Raw genomic sequence first — 15,952 nt, 5'->3', positions numbered from 1 at the left:
CCTATTTGAGGTCGAAGCCGGCGGCAGCGGGCTGGGGCGCGGCCGCTTGCGGCTGCATGGGGGCCGATGGTGCCGGCGCCGCGGCGGGGGCGGGTGCGTCGCCTTCCATTTTTCCTTGCATGAACATGTCGCCGCGCGTCGGCTGGATGTAGCCGTCGGTGGGCAGCTTGTAGTCGGCGGGCAGCGGCTTGACCAGGTGCGGCGTGATGATGAAGACCAGTTCCGAGCGGTCCGTCTGGAAGTCCGTGCTGCGGAACAGGGCGCCCAGCACGGGCACTTCGCCCAGTCCTGGCAAGGCCTTGATGTTGCTGGTCACGTTGTTCTTGATCAGGCCGCCGATGGCGAAGCTCTGGCCATCGAACAGCTGCACCGTTGTGGTGGCGCGCCGCGTCGTAAACGAGGGCAGGATGGCGGTGGCCGAGATGCCGGTGGCGGTGATGCCGATGCCGTCCTTGTTCAGGTCCGACACTTCCGGCGCCACCTTCAGGTTGATGCGTCCGCCATCGAGCACGGTGGGCGTGAATTTCACGGCCACGCCGAACTCCTTCTCTTCCAGCGTGATGGTGGGCACGCCGCCATTGTTGGTCTGGCTGACGGGAATGAAGATCTTGCCGCCGGCCAGGAAGCTCGCCTCCTGGCCGCTGATGGCCATGATGTTCGGTTCGGCCAGCACCTTGATCAAGCCATCGCGCTTCTGCGCGTCGAGGTTGAAGAAGTTGTTCTTGCTGGCGCCGCTCAAGCCGCTGGGATTGTTGCTGAGCAGGCTGGACAGCAGCGAATACGACCAGCTGCCGATGGTCTTGTTGATGCCCAGGCTGGCGCCCAGCTGGTCCACCAGCACCTTCGACACTTCGGCCACCTTCACTTCCAGCATCACCTGCTGCGGCGCGGCGATCGACAACAGGTTGATCACGCGCGGCATGGCCGCATCCGGCGCGGCGGCGGGGGCGGGAGCGGCGACGCCTGCGGCTGGCGTGGCGCCGGAGGCGGCGCTGCTGCTACGGCTGCTGCGCTGCACATAGGCGTTCGCCAGCGACAGGGCCTGGTCGGCCTTGACGACATCGCTGACCATGCCCGACAGGATCAGGGTATCGCCCGCCACCGTGACGTTGATCTTCTCGTTCGGCAGCAGCTCTGCCATGCGTGCCTGCAGGCTGCTGCTGTCGATGCCGACGGCCAGGTCGATGATGGTGGCGTCATTGCTCTTGTTCCACAGGATCAGGTTGGTGGTGCCGACGGAGCGCCCCAGAAGGTAGACCTCGGTCGGATTGAGCAGGATGACGTCGGCGATGCGCGGGTCGCCGACGGACATGCGGCTGGCGGCGAACGGCAGGCGCATCAGGGTGGACTTGCCCTCGGCCAGGCTCATTTGCGGCGCCATCTCGGTGCGGCCGGCGCGCGATTCGCTTTGCGGCGGCGTGGCCTTGGGGCGGGCGGCGGCCCGGCTGCTCCTGGCTGCGCCGGTGTCGGCGGCAACGGCGGTGGCGGCAGCGGCGACGGGTTCGCCGCGTGCCTGGGGCGCCAGGGCGCCGATCATGGCGAGGGCAAGCGCCAGGCTGAATACCCGGCTTTCGCTTGCTGTGCAATATGTGCTCATGGCATGACTCCTCTGGTGCGGGTTAGAATTGTTGGGAGCTGCGTTCCAGCCCCTTGATGACATCGACGCGGGTGCCCGCTTGCGGTGCTGGAGCCGCGACGACGCGGCGGCGCGGGGCAGGCTTGGCCTGCACCATGGCGGCGGGGGCGGCTGCGGCGACTTTTTCGTCGAGCAAGCTGGTCTTGGTGGCGCCCTCCGTGTTGACGGGTTTGTCCTCGACCTGGTTGCGCAGCACCAGCGACAGGGTGCCCACGCTGCGCGCCAGGTCGAGTTTTTCCGCCTGTTCCGGCGTCAGCTCCAGGGTCACGGCGTTGACCACCTTGGGCTTGGTGTCGTCGCGGTTCGATTCCTGGGCGATGGCCAGCACGAGGATGCGTTCGAGTACGATCTTGGAAATATTCGGATCGCGGTCCGGCGTCTTGCGCGCCCCTTCGCCCTGGGTGTTGACGAGGATGTCGACGAAGTTGCCGGGCAGGGCGAAGCCGGCCACGCCCACCACATCGTTGACGCGCACGGTCATGGCGCGCTTGCCCTCGGCGACGACGGCCGACAGGCCGCCTTGCGTGCCGGGAGGCGCCAGCTTGCCTTCCATGATCGGTTCACCGTGCTGGATGCTGGTGCGCGTGACGCGCGTTTCCAGCAGTTTCGGATCGTTGATGGCGCCCGGCGGCAGCGCGTTCGATGGCCAGTCGACCATGCGCACCATGTCGGGCGTGAGGCGTGCCCCCAGGCTGATGTCGACCTGGGCCACGGCCACCTTGTTGATGTTGCCCGAGGCTTGGGCATTGATCCAGCGCGCGGCCACGATGACCGCGGCGAACGCCAGGATGACCGCGATGGCCATCATCGTCAGTGCGCGTGCGTTTCTCATTTTGCTTCCCCTTTGTGCTGGACCGCTGCCGGTCCGTTATGTGTACTTGCAAGGTCGTCATCGCTGCCGAAATAGTTTTTCCATGCCCACAGCAGGACTTCCGGAGACAGTTGCGCCGCGTGGTCTTCATAGCGCGCCCGGTCGCAGATCTGCGCCAGGATGTCGCGCGGATAGCAGGCCAGCAAGGGCCGCCCGTACTGGCTGTGCAGGTGCAGCAGGTAGGTGTAGGCGGCTTCGTCGAAATTGATGCCCAGCTGGGCGCAGGTGCTGCGGAACACGGCCAGGTAGTGGTAGGCGCTCAGCGGCCCCACGTGGATCTTGTAGCCGATGCGGCGCAGGAAGGAGTCGTCGGCCAGGTGCTGCGGCGCCAGGTTCGACGAGAACACGACGATGACGTCGAAGGGCACGGGGAACTTGTAGCCCGTGTGCAGCGACAGGTAATCGATGTGGCGCGCCATCGGCACGATCCAGCGGTTCATCAGTTCCACGGGCGAGCAGCGCTGGCGGCCCAGGTCGTCGATGATGAAGATGCCGTTGTTGGCCTTCAGGTGCGGCGGCGCCTGGTACAGGCGGGTGCCCTGGTCGAATTGCAGGTCGAGCATGTCGAGCGTCAGCTCGCCGCCCGTCAGCACGGCGGGGCGCTCGGCGCGTACCCAGCGGGGATCGGATGGCACGGGGCCGCTGCGCGACAGGGTGTGCAGCATGGGGTCGAGGAAGGGCAGTACTTCGCCGTCGACCATCACGGCATGCGGCAGGGCGATGGCGCCGCTGAGCAGGCCGTTCAGGCGCTCGGCCAGGTAGCTCTTGCCGCTGCCGGCGGGGCCGTGGAAGAACAGGGCGCGCCCGGAATTCATGGCCGCGCCCAGCTGGTCGAGCACGGCCGAACTGGCCACCACGTCGCGGAATTCGCGCTGCACGTCGTCGCGGGTGACATGCATGTCCGCCACGCTTTGCGCCAGCACCTGGTTGCTGTAATCGGCCAGCGTGACGGGGGCGGGGCCGCTGTAGGCGTTGCGGCGCATGTACTCGGCGGCGCGCAGGCGGCCCTGGTCGCCCAGCATGTAGTACAGGTCGGCGTCGGTGCCGCTGCCGCCGTTGCGGCGCGCTTCGCACAGTTTTTCGGCGCGCATGAAGGTCAGCAGCGGTTCGAGCACGCCGGCGCCCAGCTTCACGTGCGTCGACAGGGCGGGCAGGCCGATCTGGCCGCGCAGGAAAAGTATCTTGACCAGCAGTTCGACCAGGAACAGGAAAGGCAATCCCGTTTCCTCGACCGTGCGTGGCGCGCGCCTGGCCGCCGGCTCGATGCCGCCGCCGTCGCTGCGTTCTGGATAAGTGTCAGGCATGATAAGTGCTCCTCTTGCTTGGGTGGCCGATGATCAGAAGATGAAGGGCAGCAGGCGATACTTCACCTGGCGCATGTAGACGCGATAGCGCACGTCTGCGGCCAGGAAGCGCTCTTCGCGCAGTAGGCGCGCCACCAGCATGGAGATCGTCGCGACGTAGGTCACGGCATTCGCCGGCGAGGTATTGGCCAGCAGGTAGCCGCTCAGGGAAATCAGGTAACTGGCATACAGGGGATGGCGGATGACGCGGTAGACGCCGCCCGTCTTGATGTCGCGCTGTGCCGCCACCAGGCCGAAGCTGCGGTTGAGCGACAGCAGGCCGGCGATCTGCAGCAGGCTGCCGACGGCCAGCAGGTAGCGCGCACCGGGCCAGATGGCCATGTCGGATGGCGCGAAGAGGAACGGGGCGAAGGTGGCGCCGATGGCCAGCAGCCAGTCGCCCGCATCGGTGGAGACGCTGACGGGGGCCGAACGCACGATGAAGAACAGGGCGGCCAGGGTTTCGGCCACGCAGAACAGCAAATAGCTCCAGTCGTTGCTGTGCAAATAGCCCACAACGTGTGCACCGGCAAAGAAGGTCCACAGGCAAGCCATGGTGATGCTGGTGAGCAGGCTGGCGCCTCGGGTGTGGCAAAGAGTGGCGAGAGTGTGCATGGTCAGGTCCTATGGTGGCGGGCAGGCGGCGCGTTTCAGCGCAGGCTCCACAGATGGTTGTAATGCAGGAATACCTGCAGCGAGGTGCCGCTGGCGATGGCGAAGGCGTAGGCCAGCTTGCCGGTGGCGGGCGGCGGCTCGGCGATCGTGGCGGCGCCACCCGCCAGGCTGTGCAGCAGCGCGCCCAGCATCATGTGATAGGTGTTTTTCAGCACCTGGCGCAGGCGCTGGCCTGCCAGCGCGGCGGCCAGGGCCAGCACGCCGCCACACAGGAAGGTCAGCAGGGCCGCTTCCAGCACGGCGTCGGGGCCGAGGAAGGCGCCGCACATGGCCATCAGCTTGACGTCGCCGGCGCCCAGGGCGCGCAGCAGGTGCATGGGCAGCAGCAGGGCCAGGCCGGCAGCGGCGCCGGCGAGCGCCTGCAGCGGTCCCAGGCCGCCGAAGGCGGCGTCGAACAGGCCGGCACCGGCTGGCACGAAGCTGTTCAGGATCAGTCCCGTCAGCGTGCCCCACAGCACCAGCCGGTTGGGGATGCGGCGCGTGCGCAGGTCGTGCCACAGGGCGGCGGCGAGCAGGCCGGCCAGCACGGCCAGGCACAGCAGCATGGGCAGGTGGGCGTTCATGATGTCACTCCTCCCTTGCTCATGCAGGGCACCGTGGCCACGTGCATGATCGGTGCCGCGGCCTGGCTGCGCAGCAGCCGTCCCACCAGGTGCCACACCAGCGCCGCGCCGGCCGCGCCGACATAGCCGTCGAGCGCATAGTGCCAGCCCAGGTGGATGGAGCCGAGCAGGATCAGCATGGCGAAGGCGGACAGGGCGAGTCCGGCGGCGCGGCTGACTTTCCAGCCCATGATCGCCATCAGCACGGCCGTGGCCACATGCATGCTGGGCATGGCGGAGATGCCCAGTTCGCCATGGGCGCCCTTGCTTTGATAGCCTTGCCACAGCAGGTCCTGCACTTGCAGGGCCCAGACGGGGACGTGCTGGTTGGCCTCATGCAGGTAGGCCATCAGCGGCGCATACGGGTCGCTGCTGTGCAGGTGGCCGTAGTAGCAGGGGCCGACGGAGGCGAACAGCACGGCCAGGATGCTGCCCAGGACGATCCAGGTCAGCGCAAAGCTGAGCAGGAACTGCATGCGCAGCAGCGGACGGCGCGTATCGAGGATGAGCCAGTACAGCACGGCGTAGAACAGGAAGAACCAGAAATGGTAGCTGAAGTTGAGCAGGCCCGTGACGAGCGGGTGGCCCAGCAGCGGCTGCAACCTTTCCCACGGTGCCATGCCGCCATGCAGGGCCATGTCCCAGGCGGACAGGGTGGCATCCCAGGTGTAGGGGTGCAGGCGCGGAATGGCGGCCTTGAAGACAGTGAAGCTGGAGGCGAAGACGGGGATCAGCAGCATGGCCGGCAGCGCGTGCAGCAGGCGCTCGTTGTTCAGGTAGCGGCGCAGATCGTGGTATAGGTAGTGGCACAGGCGGTGCGGACGTTGCATCACCATGACGCGGATGGTGTAGCCGCACAGGATGAAGATGGGGCCCGTGAGGATGGCGACAAAGAAACCGGCCAGTACGTTGAGGATGTCCGCGGCGCTGGGCAGGCTGCCGGCCAGCAGCGTGGCGGCTGCGCCATACAGCAGCACGATCAGCAGCAGGGCGCGGTGGGTGCGCAGCGAGGCGCGCAGGGTGTTCATGACAGGGCCAGGACCACTTGGTCCTTGACGTAAACAAACAGCTGCTTGACCTGGTCGCCGACCAAGGTGATCGTGATTACCAGCACTGCCGCGATCAGGCCTGCCAGCAGCGCGTATTCGATCGCTGTGACTGCCGATTCGTCGGATAAACGGCTGAAGAAAGATTTCACGATGGGCCTCGCTATGCGTTCGTCAAGATGGGCGTGCCGGGGATGCGGGAAAAAGTTGTCCGGGCCGCGCCTGGGCCCGCCCGGACAGTACCGCCTCAGTTCGCGGCGGTGAGTTTGGTGCCGATGGTGCTGAAGGTCTTTTTCAGCTGGGTGCCGACGATGGTGACGGCGGCGATGATCACGACGGCGATCAGGGCGGCGATCAGGCCATATTCGATTGCGGTGACGCCATCTTCTTCGCGGATAAAGTTTTTGATGAGGTTCATGACAACTCCTGGTGGTGGTTAAGGTACAACGGTGGATAAAACGACATGACAACTGTGCTGCTGCTGTGCGCTGGCGTCATGGGCTTTCGCCCAGTGCCAGCAATCCGATGATGCAGACCACCGCGATGAGGGCCGCCACCAGGGCATAGCGGTAGAACGCAGCCTTTTCCTTGCCCTGTAAATAGGTGATCAGGGCTGTCGGAAGAAACTTGTCAAGGCGCATGCTGTGCTCCGTGTCGTGGTGGGCCGCTGCGGTAATCTGCACTCCGGTAACACCACTATAGAATTTGCCAGCTTGATCTACATCAGAAGAACATCCTTTTATTGCAAGGAGGAACTGCTTGTTTTTTTCGTGACAATTGTCACGGTCGAGTTCGACGCACGGGGGCGACGGCCATGCCGGTGGCAGGCGAGCAAGGAGGGAGGGTAGGGGGGCGTGGCCGTGCGGTGGCCGCGCGGGGGCAGTTGCGTCAGGCGCCGGGCGGCAATTGGCCCAGCTGGTGCTTGGTGGCGTAGGCGTACAGTTCTAGGCGGTTATACACGCCCAGCTTGCGGTAGATCGACGTCAGGTGATTGCGCAAGGTGTGTTCGGAGATGAACAGCTGGTCCGCCAGCAGCTTGGCCGGCGTTCCGCTGCCGTGCACCAGCGCGGCGATGATCTTTCTTTCCTTGAGAGTCAGGCTGGCGATGGCGATGGCTTGCGCCGAGCCGCCGCCGGGCTGGGTCAGCTGCGTGAGCATGCGTCCCAGCATCGCGTGTTCCAGCCACAGTTCGCCGTGGTACACCTTCTCGATGGCCTTCAGTACCATCTCCGCCGGCGCATCCTTGCTGACGATGCCGCGCGCGCCTTTCAGCACCGTCTGGTCCAGGATGGCCTGGTCGTGGCTGGCCGTCAGCACCAGCACGCGCGTGTTGCCGCACTGCGCCAGCGCGGGCAGGATGGCCAGCGAACTGATGCCGCCCAGGTCCAGGTCCAGCACGATCACGTCTGGCTGCAGCGCCTTTGCCTGCTCCAGCGCCTCGGCGCTGTCGGACGCCGTGGCGACCACGCGCATGCCCGAGTGCTCGCCGCCGATCAGCCGCTCCAGGCCCCACAGCATGGTCTTGTGATCGTCCACCAGCATGACGCTGATGACATGGCTGGGCGATGGCATGGGGCGGTTGTCGTTCATATGGGGATCTCGATCTGTACGGAGGTGTTGCCCAGCATGCCGTGCGTGACGCGGGCCGTGCCGCCCAAGGCGGCGGCGCGCTCGGCCAGCGAGTCGGGCAGGAAGTCGGGCACGTGCGCGGCGGCGCATTCGTTGTCGATGCTGATGTGCAGTGCGCCCTGCACGCAGGTCAGCTTGACGGCGCCATGGCGCGCCGACGTATGTTTGCGGATATTGCTCATGCCTTCGTTGACGATCTGGAATACCTCGGCCGCCAGGCGGTCGTTGATGTGCAGGTCGCCTTCGATATGCAGGGCGATGTCGATGCCATAGAATTCGCGGATCTGCGTGGCCTGGCGGCGCAGCGCGACCAGCAGTTCCGGCTCGCTTTGCACCTGGCCGTTCTTGAACGTGCGCGCGTAGCTGCGCAGGTCGGCGATCACCTGGCCCGACATGATGATCAGTTTTTCCAGTTCGGGCAGCAGCGGGTTGCCCGGCGTGGCTTCGTTGCGCAGGGCGGCCAGGCCATGGCGCAGGCCGATATACGGCTGCACGGCCGTGTCATGCAGGTCGCGCGCGATCTTCTCACGCTCGCGCGAGGCCGCCTGCGACGCCAGGCGGTCGAGCAGATCGATGTTTTCAATAACGGGAAACGCCTGCGCGCCTATATGGCTGAGAAACAGGGCATCCGTCTTGCTCATGCTGGTGGCGGACACGATGAAGATGCGGCCTTTGCCATTGCGCAAGGGCAGCGGCGCGCTGATGAAGGCGTGCGCTTCGAGCAGTTCGGCCAGGCGGGCGCCTGCCGCGTCGTCATGCCGCAGCCAGCGCCCGCTGTCGGGATCGAGCATGCGCGCGCCGCCTGTCCACGGCAGCCAGCGGCCGGCCGGCTGGTTGTACAGGGCGATTTTGTCGAGCGGGAAAGCGAGCAGGGGACTGGCCGCGTCGTCGCTGAGCAGCGAACTGGTATGTACGACGGTCGCGCCCGTTTGAATCACGCTGCGCAGCGACCAGACCCGCGTGCCCTTGTCCTGCATGATCAGCAGGCAACTGCGGCCGTTGAAATAACTGCGGGTCTTTTCCAGCACCGAGGTGATGGTCTGGTCGACGCCGAAGCGCGGATTGGACAACTGGCTGACATCGCGCAGCAGCGCCAGGTGGCTGCGCTGGGTGATGGCCGAGCCGCCCCAATAGGCGATCATGTAGCCGAGCGCCAGCAGGAAGGTGGTGCGCAGCAGCAGGCGCGACAGTTCCGCCCCCGTTTCGCCGAACAGGGCGGTGGCGGCGAACAGGCCGGCCGAGGCCAGGGTCACGCGCGCACCCTCCTCGAAGCCCCGCTGGAACGACGAGGTCAGGATGGCAAAGAAAAAAAACAGGAAGAATAAATTGTTGTGACTGCTGGTGGAAAAGACGATCAGCGCATACCAGGCCACGTCCAGCCAGTATAGCAAGATGTCCTGCGGCAGGTTGAAGCCCAGCACGGCCAGCACGTAGAGCAGCAGGCTGTGCATGGTGTAGGCGGAAAAGATCAGCCAGGTGATCTTGCTCAGCTTGCCGGCGCTTTCGGGGTCGATGAACAGGGTCAGCAAGGTGGCGCTCGACAGCAGCAGGCGCATGCCGTTCACCATGGTCGTATCCATGCCGGCACCCGGCAAGCTGGATCTGAGGGGAGGATCGAGATTCACAAGCGCTCCTGGCCATGTCCCGCATGGGGGGGCCATGCGCAGGGATAGATACCACAGACAAATTCTTGTTGTTGTTGCTGCAATCAGCTACGAGTCTACGCATCCGCCGTAAAGATGTCTACTGGAATCCTTTTTCTTGCGTTGCTTTTTTTATGACGGCTGCACCATCACGCGGTTGCGCCCGGCACCCTTGGCCAGGTACAGGGCGCGGTCGGCGGCGCCGATCAGGGCGGAGATGGCCAGCGGCTGCTGCGGGTGCTGCGTGGCGATGCCGATGCTGACCGTGATGTGCTTGACCTCATTGCCCGTCTTGGCGTGCGCAATGCGCAGGTCGGCCGTGTGCCGGCGGATCGCCTCGGCCATGCGCAGCGCCTGCGCCGCGTCCGTGTCGGGCAGGATGGCGGCAAACTCTTCGCCGCCATAGCGGGCCAGCAGGTCGGTGGGGCGCTGCAGCATGGCGGCCAGCTCGGCCGCGACGCGGATCAGGCAATCATCGCCCTGCTGGTGGCCGTAATGGTCGTTGTAATCCTTGAAATGGTCGATATCGATCATCAGCAGCGACAGCTGGCTGCTGGTGCGCGTGGCGCGCCGCATTTCCTTCTCGATCGCCACGTCGAAGTGGCGGCGGTTGGCGATGCCCGTCAAGCCGTCGGAAAAGGTTTGCGAGCGCAAGACCATGGTCTGCTCGCGCAGCAGTTTTTCGCGCCCCACGGCGATGGTAACGTCATTGATCTGGATCAGGCAGTGGCGCGGCGCGCCGGGTAAATTGATCGGTGTGACGGCGATCGCTTGCTGCATGCGTTCCTCGCCATCGTTGCCGCCCGTGGCCGCGCCATGCGTGTACAGCGCAAACGGCGCCTTGTGCAGCGTTTGCGACAGCAGCGACTGGAAATTGTCGCGCAGGGCCTGGGTGATGGCCGAATCGATGCGCTTGTGCCGCATGTCCGGAAAGACGGCGAAGAAATCCTGGCCCAGCACGGCGTCGGCCTGGCGGGCCGAGTGGCGCGCCATCCAGTGATTCCACAGCACGATGCGGTGCTGCTCATCGAGCACGATGGCGCCCAGGTTCACGGCGCCGAGTATGCTCTCGAGCAGGGCGAGTCGGTGTAAGGCATCGGGCATGATCGTCACGCCTGTCCCAGGACCTTGGCCAGGTAGCGGCTGACCTGCTGTTTCAGGTCGTGCAAGGCGGACAGGTCGAGCACGAAGGCCACATAGCCATGGATCTGGTGCTTGGACAGCACGAAGTCGATATGCAGCATCAGCACGACGGCCTCGTCGTCCTGGCCGCCGAACGAAGAGAGGATTTCCGCGCTGGTGCCCACGTGGTACAGGGGCAGCGAGCCGTGCAGTTCGCTGTCGAACAGGTTGGCCAGGGTGCCGACGCAGGAATTGAGGATGATGTTGCCGATCTCACTCATCGCCTCCTGTTCCATTTCCGTCAGTTCCTGCAGCGGCATGGCGTCGCCCACCATCAGGCGCACGATTTCCAGGCTCTTATCTTCAGGAAACATCAAGATGGCTTCGGTGGCGAAAGCGCCATCGTAATGCTGGCTGACGCCACAGATGCGTTCGCCATCCTTCTTGCTGTCCAGCAAGGCGGCCGCATCGGCACGGTTCAGGAAGGTGATCGACGGCACCGACATGGTGACTTCTTCATTCACGATCTCGCTCATGGCCGCCGCCGCATGGCCCACCCCGATGTTGAATATCTCTACCAGGGCATCGTTCTCGAGTTCGGAGAGATTGACCATGTTCACAGTCCCAGTGATTCGATCAGCTGGTGGATGCGCGTTTCAGTGATCGGTTTTTCCATGAAGCCCACGCCCAGTTCGCTGGCGCGGTTGCGGGTGGCGTTTTGCACATTCGCCGTGACGAGAATGATGTGCGTCTGCGGGCACAGCGTACGCAATTGTTCCGCCGCCGCCATGCCGCCCATGCCGGGCATGTTGACATCCAGTAGTATCAGCACAGGGTTGACTGTCTTGACTTTTTCCAGGGCTTCCTCTCCCGTCGCCGCCTCAATCACTTGCCAGTCGGCATGTTTGCTGAGGATAAACTGATGCGACATCAAACGTGAAACCCGGCTGTCATCGACAACAAGTACCTGTTTACTGTGATTCATGTGCTATTCCTGAAACGTCATATCGGGGCTATCGTGCCATTTTCGCATATTTTAAAGGGCATAGAGTGTAAATGGACGCGCAATTGCCCTGAGGCAAGGTATTTCCACTTGCCTGTTGTATCGGCTCCCATCATCGGTCATGATGGCCGGCTGGCCGGGCCGGCAATCCGTTAAAATAGCGCCATTCCTCACTTTAGCCTGAATGTCATGACCCAAGACGAATTGAAGCAAGCCGTAGCCCGCGCCGCCATCGACTACGTAGTAAAAGGTGAAATCATCGGCGTCGGCACCGGTTCCACCGCCAATTTCTTCATCGATGAACTGGCCAAGATCAAGGACAGCATCAAGGGCGCGGTCGCGTCGTCCGAAGCGACGGCCGCCCGCTTGGCAGGCCATGGCATTCCCGTCTTCGACTTGAACGACGTCGAATCGATCGCCGTCTACATCGACGGCGCCGATGAAATCACGGCCAGCGGCGCCATGATCAAGGGCGGCGGCGCGGCATTGACGCGTGAAAAGATTGTCGCTTCCGTCGCGAAACAGTTCGTCTGCATCGCCGACGGCTCCAAGCTGGTGGAAACCCTGGGCGCCTTCCCGCTGCCGGTGGAAGTGGTGCCGATGGCGCGCGCCGCCGTCTCGCGCCAGCTGGCCGCTCTGGGCGGTACGCCCCGTTTGCGCCTGAAGGCCGGCAGCACGGAAGCGTTCATTACCGACAACGGCGGCGAAATCATCGACGTGCTGGGCTTGCGGATTGCCGATCCGGTGGCGCTGGAGCAGCAGATCAACCAGATCGTCGGCGTCATCGCCGTCGGCCTGTTCGCCGTGCGCGGCGCGAACGTCTGCCTGTTGGGCATGCCGGAAGGCGTGCGTACGTTGGCGTACTAAGGTGATAGCCGGCGTTTGCCGGCGTACGCACCTGTTTTACACGGCGGCCCCTTGCGGGCCGCTTGTCATGTGCGCCTGGCGGTACACGGCCACGGTGCGCAGCAAGCCACCCAAGAAGATGCCGCTGAAGCAACCATAGGCGAGGCAGACGGGTACGATGAAGCTCGTCGCATGGGCGTAGGCCGGCGCGATGGCGAGCGTCACGGCCACCGCATATTTCATGCAGAAAATGCTCATCATCAAGACCAAGGGCACCCAGCTGCCGGGACGCCGCACGCTGGCCCGCTCGGGTATGGCGACGATCTTGCGCGCATCGGTCAGCATCCAGGCCAGCGACGCGCCGGCCAGGGCGCCTACTGCCCAGGCGAACGGCGCCACGCCGGCCAAGCCGAAACTGCCCTGCACGCCGCTCAGGGACAGGGCCAGCATGACGAGCGGAATGATGCACAGCTTGCGCAAGCTCACTTCACGCGCGCGGCTGGCCAGCACGCCCCGGTAGACGAGGAAGCCCAGGATGGCCCAGACGTAGAGGGGAGTGTGGCTGAAGATTTGCTGCAACATGGTGTCCGCCTTGGAGTGAGGTTGTCGATGGGCGTACTGTGCCAGCCGGCGGCGCGGGCGGCGAGCGGTGTGCGACGAAACGGGTAGGAATGGCCGTGAAACGGCGGGGAAAGGCGTGAAACGACGGAGAAACTGCCCGTGACGTGGTCACGGGCAAGCGATACAGCTTATTCCGTTGGTGGAACGTAGCCCATGGCCGCATCGGCGCCATCGCCGAAGAAATGCTTTTCCATCTGCGTGGCCAGGTATTTGCGGGCGCGCGCGTCGGCCAGGTTCAAGCGGTTTTCATTGACCAGCATGGTCTGGTGCTTGAGCCAGGCGGCCCAGGCTTCTTTCGACACGGATTCGTAAATCTTCTTGCCCAGTTCGCCCGGGTACGGCGGGAAATCCAGTCCTTCGGCTTCCTTGTTGAGTTTGATGCAGTGGATCGTGCGGGCCATCTGTGCTCCTGAATCAGTGTAGAGATAAAGCGTGATTATAAGGCACTTTGCGCCTGCCCTCGCGGGGCCGTCGCGGCCTGGCGACATGCCGTTTGCCGCGCCCTTGCGCTGGATCAAATTTGATCTGCGCCGCCCTAGCTAGTAAGATGCCTTATCGCGCCAGCCGCTGGCGGCGCCTCTTCCAAGCAAGTAGTAGCAATTAACCAAGGTGGAATCCCTATGACCTCAGTGAAAGTCCATGGCATCGATGTCAGCAATACAGGCAGCTTCGCGCTGTTTGGCGGCATCAACGTGCTCGAATCGCGCGACCTCGCCATGCGCGCCTGCGAAGAATATGTGCGCGTCACGCAAAAACTGGGTATTCCCTATGTGTTCAAGGCCAGCTTCGACAAGGCCAACCGTTCATCGATCCATTCCTACCGCGGCCCGGGCCTGGAAGAAGGCATGCGCATCTTCCAGGACGTGAAGGCGGCGTTCGGCGTGCCCGTGATCACGGACGTGCATGAGCCATGGCAGGCGCAGCAGGTGGCCGAAGTGGTCGACGTGCTGCAATTGCCCGCCTTCCTGGCGCGCCAGACGGACCTCGTCGTGGCCCTGGCGAAGACGGGTAAGGTCATCAACATCAAGAAGCCGCAATTTTTGAGCCCTGGCCAGATGGCCAATATCGTCGAGAAATTCAAGGAAGCGGGCAACGATCAACTGATCCTGTGCGACCGCGGCACCTGCCTCGGCTACGACAACCTGGTGGTCGACATGTTGGGCTTTGGCGTCATGAAGAAAACCTGCGACGACCTGCCGATCATCTTCGACGTCACGCACGCGCTGCAGCAGCGCGACCCCGGTGGCGCCGCCTCGGGCGGCCGCCGTCAGCAAGTGGCGGACCTGGCTCGCGCCGGCCTGGCCGTCGGCATCGCCGGCCTGTTCCTGGAAGCCCACCCTGATCCCGACAACGCCCGCTGCGACGGCCCCAGCGCCTTGCCGCTGGACCAGCTGGAACCGTTCCTGGCGCAGTTGAAGGCGCTCGACGACCTGGTGAAATCGTTCGCCCCGCTGAACATCAAGTAGTGGTGTGTCAGTAAAGAAAAAGCCCGGCATGCCGGGCTTTTTCAGTTTTACAGGGTCTTGATCAACACCTGCGACTTACGCTGCCAGTTATACATATGCTGGCGGTCCTTCGGCAAATCGTCAACCGTGGCCGGCACGAAGCCGCGTTTCTTGAACCAGTGCGAGGTGCGCGTGGTCAGCACGAACAGTTTGTTCAGGCCGGCGGCACGCGCGCGGTTTTCCATGTGCTTCAGGATGCGCTCGCCGTCGCCCTGGGCTTGCACTTCCGGATTGACCGTCAGGCAGGCCATTTCCGCCATCTTTTGCGCGGGGAACGGGTACAGGGCGGCGCAGCCGAAGATCACGCCGTCATGCTCGATGACGGAGAAATAATCGATTTCGCGTTCGATCAGCTCGCGGCCCCGCTTGACCAACGTGCCGTCCGCTTCCAGCGGTTCGATCAGTTTGATGATGCCGCCCACGTCTTCGATGGTGGCCTGGCGCAGGCTTTCCAGGTTTTCATGGCTGATCATGGTGCCCACGCCATCATGGGTGAACAATTCCAGCAGGGCCGAACCATCCATCGAGAAGGGCACGATGTGCGAGCGCTCGACGCCGTTGTGGCATGCCTTGACGCAATGCTTCAAATAAAACGCCGTCGCGTCCGGCAAGAAACCGGCCATCAGCACGGCTTCGGCCTGGTGCGACGACAGTTCGCGGATTTCCACGCCCGTGGCGTCTTCCATCATCGGGGTTTCCGTGATGAAAATCAGCTTGTCCGCGTGCAGGGCGATGGCGGCGCTGCACGCCACGTCTTCCATGGTGAGATTGAACGCTTCGCCCGTGGGCGAGAAACCCAGTGGCGACAGCAGCACCAGGCCATCCGAACCGAGGATGGAATGGATGGTTTCGGCGTCGACCTTGCGCGTGATGCCCGTCAGTTCCAGGTCCACGCCATCGATCACGCCCAGCGGGCGCGCCGTGATGAAGTTGCCTGAAATGATACGGATGGCCGCGTGCGACATGGGCGTGTTCGGCAAGCCCTGGCTGAACGCGGCCTCGATGTCGAGGCGCAGCTCGCCGGCGGCTTCCTTCGCGCATTCCAGCGCGGCGATGTCCGTGATGCGCACGCCATTGTGGAAGCGGCCTTCGACGTTACGCAAGGCCAGTTGTTCCGCCACCTGCGGCCGCGAGCCGTAGACGACGGTGACATTGATGTCCAGCGCATGCAGCAGGGACAAATCATGGGCCAGCACCTGCAGCGCCCCGGCGCTGACGAGTTCACCGGGGAAGGCGACCACGAAGGTCTTGCCGCGAAAGGCGTGGATGTAGGGCGCGACGGAGCGCAGCCATTGGACGAATTGGGTAGGGTTTTCCATTAAGCGCATTATAATTCGCTGCGCGATGTGCGCGCTTAAAATACCTGTAAAAAAACAATGTCTTCAGCCAGCAATAAGTCTTCCCCTCTTT

The 15,952-nt window shown here is 63.9% G+C and carries 19 protein-coding genes; 2 read left to right on the top strand and 17 right to left on the bottom strand.

What is annotated here, in order from left to right:
- Position 1: 1 nt before the first annotated feature.
- The 14 genes from GCN78_RS02455 to GCN78_RS02395 all read right to left on the bottom strand — a co-directional run bounded on the left by GCN78_RS02455 (position 2) and on the right by GCN78_RS02395 (position 11,552).
- Positions 2–1,597, bottom strand: coding sequence for a type II and III secretion system protein family protein (locus GCN78_RS02455; protein WP_152250239.1), 1,596 nt, complete (start codon positions 1,595–1,597; stop codon positions 2–4).
- Between the two features lie 22 nt (positions 1,598–1,619).
- The gene (cpaB, locus tag GCN78_RS02450; RefSeq protein ID WP_152250238.1) at positions 1,620–2,468 is read right to left on the bottom strand and encodes a Flp pilus assembly protein CpaB; all 849 of its coding nucleotides are present in this window, start codon (positions 2,466–2,468) and stop codon (positions 1,620–1,622) included.
- The gene (locus GCN78_RS02445) at positions 2,465–3,811 is read right to left on the bottom strand and encodes an ATP-binding protein (protein WP_226939421.1); all 1,347 of its coding nucleotides are present in this window, start codon (positions 3,809–3,811) and stop codon (positions 2,465–2,467) included. Before GCN78_RS02445 ends, cpaB begins: the two co-directional genes overlap by 4 nt.
- Before the next feature lie 33 nt (positions 3,812–3,844).
- Positions 3,845–4,465: a methyltransferase family protein gene (locus GCN78_RS02440; protein WP_152250237.1), complete on the bottom strand. Its 621-nt coding sequence runs from the start codon at positions 4,463–4,465 to the stop codon at positions 3,845–3,847.
- A gap of 35 nt (positions 4,466–4,500) precedes the next feature.
- Positions 4,501–5,088: an A24 family peptidase gene (locus tag GCN78_RS02435; protein ID WP_226939420.1), complete on the bottom strand. Its 588-nt coding sequence runs from the start codon at positions 5,086–5,088 to the stop codon at positions 4,501–4,503.
- On the bottom strand, positions 5,085–6,155 hold the full coding sequence (locus GCN78_RS02430; RefSeq protein WP_152250236.1) for a phosphatase PAP2 family protein: 1,071 nt from the start codon (positions 6,153–6,155) through the stop codon (positions 5,085–5,087). The genes GCN78_RS02435 and GCN78_RS02430 overlap by 4 nt, the downstream gene beginning before the upstream one ends.
- Positions 6,152–6,325, bottom strand: coding sequence for a Flp family type IVb pilin (locus GCN78_RS02425; protein WP_226939419.1), 174 nt, complete (start codon positions 6,323–6,325; stop codon positions 6,152–6,154). Before GCN78_RS02425 ends, GCN78_RS02430 begins: the two co-directional genes overlap by 4 nt.
- A 95-nt stretch (positions 6,326–6,420) precedes the next feature.
- The gene (locus tag GCN78_RS02420) at positions 6,421–6,591 is read right to left on the bottom strand and encodes a Flp family type IVb pilin (RefSeq protein ID WP_076568067.1); all 171 of its coding nucleotides are present in this window, start codon (positions 6,589–6,591) and stop codon (positions 6,421–6,423) included.
- A gap of 76 nt (positions 6,592–6,667) precedes the next feature.
- Positions 6,668–6,814, bottom strand: a complete 147-nt coding sequence (locus GCN78_RS29205) for a hypothetical protein (protein WP_193316578.1) — start codon at positions 6,812–6,814, stop codon at positions 6,668–6,670.
- A 247-nt stretch (positions 6,815–7,061) separates the two neighbouring features.
- Positions 7,062–7,763 (bottom strand): response regulator, encoded by a 702-nt coding sequence (locus GCN78_RS02415; RefSeq protein WP_226939418.1) that lies wholly within the window; start codon positions 7,761–7,763, stop codon positions 7,062–7,064.
- Positions 7,760–9,427, bottom strand: a complete 1,668-nt coding sequence (locus GCN78_RS02410; protein ID WP_193316577.1) for a sensor histidine kinase — start codon at positions 9,425–9,427, stop codon at positions 7,760–7,762. The genes GCN78_RS02415 and GCN78_RS02410 overlap by 4 nt, the downstream gene beginning before the upstream one ends.
- A 150-nt stretch (positions 9,428–9,577) precedes the next feature.
- Positions 9,578–10,549, bottom strand: a complete 972-nt coding sequence (locus tag GCN78_RS02405; RefSeq protein WP_193316576.1) for a sensor domain-containing diguanylate cyclase — start codon at positions 10,547–10,549, stop codon at positions 9,578–9,580.
- A gap of 5 nt (positions 10,550–10,554) precedes the next feature.
- Entirely contained in the window at positions 10,555–11,181 is a 627-nt protein-coding gene (locus GCN78_RS02400; RefSeq protein ID WP_152250233.1) for a chemotaxis protein CheC, read from the bottom strand.
- Between the two features lie 2 nt (positions 11,182–11,183).
- Positions 11,184–11,552: a response regulator gene (locus GCN78_RS02395; protein WP_152250232.1), complete on the bottom strand. Its 369-nt coding sequence runs from the start codon at positions 11,550–11,552 to the stop codon at positions 11,184–11,186.
- 207 nt (positions 11,553–11,759) lie between these two features.
- Here GCN78_RS02395 and rpiA point away from each other — a divergent pair, with 207 nt between their 5' ends.
- Positions 11,760–12,437 (top strand): ribose-5-phosphate isomerase RpiA, encoded by a 678-nt coding sequence (rpiA, locus tag GCN78_RS02390; protein WP_152250231.1) that lies wholly within the window; start codon positions 11,760–11,762, stop codon positions 12,435–12,437.
- Positions 12,438–12,473: 36 nt separating this feature from the next.
- Here the strand turns inward: rpiA and GCN78_RS02385 are convergent, their stop codons facing one another.
- Positions 12,474–12,998, bottom strand: coding sequence for a DUF6622 family protein (locus GCN78_RS02385; RefSeq protein WP_152250230.1), 525 nt, complete (start codon positions 12,996–12,998; stop codon positions 12,474–12,476).
- Positions 12,999–13,165: 167 nt separating this feature from the next.
- Entirely contained in the window at positions 13,166–13,438 is a 273-nt protein-coding gene (locus GCN78_RS02380; protein WP_034750797.1) for an oxidative damage protection protein, read from the bottom strand.
- A 219-nt stretch (positions 13,439–13,657) separates the two neighbouring features.
- Here GCN78_RS02380 and kdsA point away from each other — a divergent pair, with 219 nt between their 5' ends.
- Positions 13,658–14,503: a 3-deoxy-8-phosphooctulonate synthase gene (gene kdsA, locus GCN78_RS02375; RefSeq protein WP_034750794.1), complete on the top strand. Its 846-nt coding sequence runs from the start codon at positions 13,658–13,660 to the stop codon at positions 14,501–14,503.
- A 47-nt stretch (positions 14,504–14,550) separates the two neighbouring features.
- Here the strand turns inward: kdsA and argA are convergent, their stop codons facing one another.
- Entirely contained in the window at positions 14,551–15,861 is a 1,311-nt protein-coding gene (gene argA, locus GCN78_RS02370) for an amino-acid N-acetyltransferase (RefSeq protein WP_046685875.1), read from the bottom strand.
- Between the last annotated feature and the right edge of the window lie 91 nt (positions 15,862–15,952).

The sequence above is a fragment of the Janthinobacterium rivuli genome (genome assembly GCF_009208735.1).
Lineage (GTDB): Bacteria > Pseudomonadota > Gammaproteobacteria > Burkholderiales > Burkholderiaceae_D > Janthinobacterium.
The sequence above is the reverse complement of the archived record's forward strand: the minus strand, read 5'-3'. Positions and strand labels throughout refer to the sequence as shown.

What these genes read in the sequence shown, in the direction of transcription:
- GCN78_RS02435 (WP_226939420.1), bottom strand. Translation starts at nt 5,088, where the DNA reads ATGAACGCCCACCTGCCCATGCTGCTGTGCCTGGCCGTGCTGGCCGGC.
- GCN78_RS02455 (WP_152250239.1), bottom strand. Translation starts at nt 1,597, where the DNA reads ATGAGCACATATTGCACAGCAAGCGAAAGCCGGGTATTCAGCCTGGCG.
- GCN78_RS02395 (WP_152250232.1), bottom strand. Translation starts at nt 11,552, where the DNA reads ATGAATCACAGTAAACAGGTACTTGTTGTCGATGACAGCCGGGTTTCA.
- kdsA (WP_034750794.1), top strand. Translation starts at nt 13,658, where the DNA reads ATGACCTCAGTGAAAGTCCATGGCATCGATGTCAGCAATACAGGCAGC.
- argA (WP_046685875.1), bottom strand. Translation starts at nt 15,861, where the DNA reads ATGGAAAACCCTACCCAATTCGTCCAATGGCTGCGCTCCGTCGCGCCC.
- GCN78_RS02385 (WP_152250230.1), bottom strand. Translation starts at nt 12,998, where the DNA reads ATGTTGCAGCAAATCTTCAGCCACACTCCCCTCTACGTCTGGGCCATC.
- GCN78_RS02430 (WP_152250236.1), bottom strand. Translation starts at nt 6,155, where the DNA reads ATGAACACCCTGCGCGCCTCGCTGCGCACCCACCGCGCCCTGCTGCTG.
- GCN78_RS29205 (WP_193316578.1), bottom strand. Translation starts at nt 6,814, where the DNA reads ATGCGCCTTGACAAGTTTCTTCCGACAGCCCTGATCACCTATTTACAG.
- GCN78_RS02415 (WP_226939418.1), bottom strand. Translation starts at nt 7,763, where the DNA reads ATGAACGACAACCGCCCCATGCCATCGCCCAGCCATGTCATCAGCGTC.
- GCN78_RS02420 (WP_076568067.1), bottom strand. Translation starts at nt 6,591, where the DNA reads ATGAACCTCATCAAAAACTTTATCCGCGAAGAAGATGGCGTCACCGCA.
- GCN78_RS02400 (WP_152250233.1), bottom strand. Translation starts at nt 11,181, where the DNA reads ATGGTCAATCTCTCCGAACTCGAGAACGATGCCCTGGTAGAGATATTC.
- GCN78_RS02445 (WP_226939421.1), bottom strand. Translation starts at nt 3,811, where the DNA reads ATGCCTGACACTTATCCAGAACGCAGCGACGGCGGCGGCATCGAGCCG.
- rpiA (WP_152250231.1), top strand. Translation starts at nt 11,760, where the DNA reads ATGACCCAAGACGAATTGAAGCAAGCCGTAGCCCGCGCCGCCATCGAC.
- cpaB (WP_152250238.1), bottom strand. Translation starts at nt 2,468, where the DNA reads ATGAGAAACGCACGCGCACTGACGATGATGGCCATCGCGGTCATCCTG.
- GCN78_RS02405 (WP_193316576.1), bottom strand. Translation starts at nt 10,549, where the DNA reads ATGCCCGATGCCTTACACCGACTCGCCCTGCTCGAGAGCATACTCGGC.
- GCN78_RS02380 (WP_034750797.1), bottom strand. Translation starts at nt 13,438, where the DNA reads ATGGCCCGCACGATCCACTGCATCAAACTCAACAAGGAAGCCGAAGGA.
- GCN78_RS02440 (WP_152250237.1), bottom strand. Translation starts at nt 4,465, where the DNA reads ATGCACACTCTCGCCACTCTTTGCCACACCCGAGGCGCCAGCCTGCTC.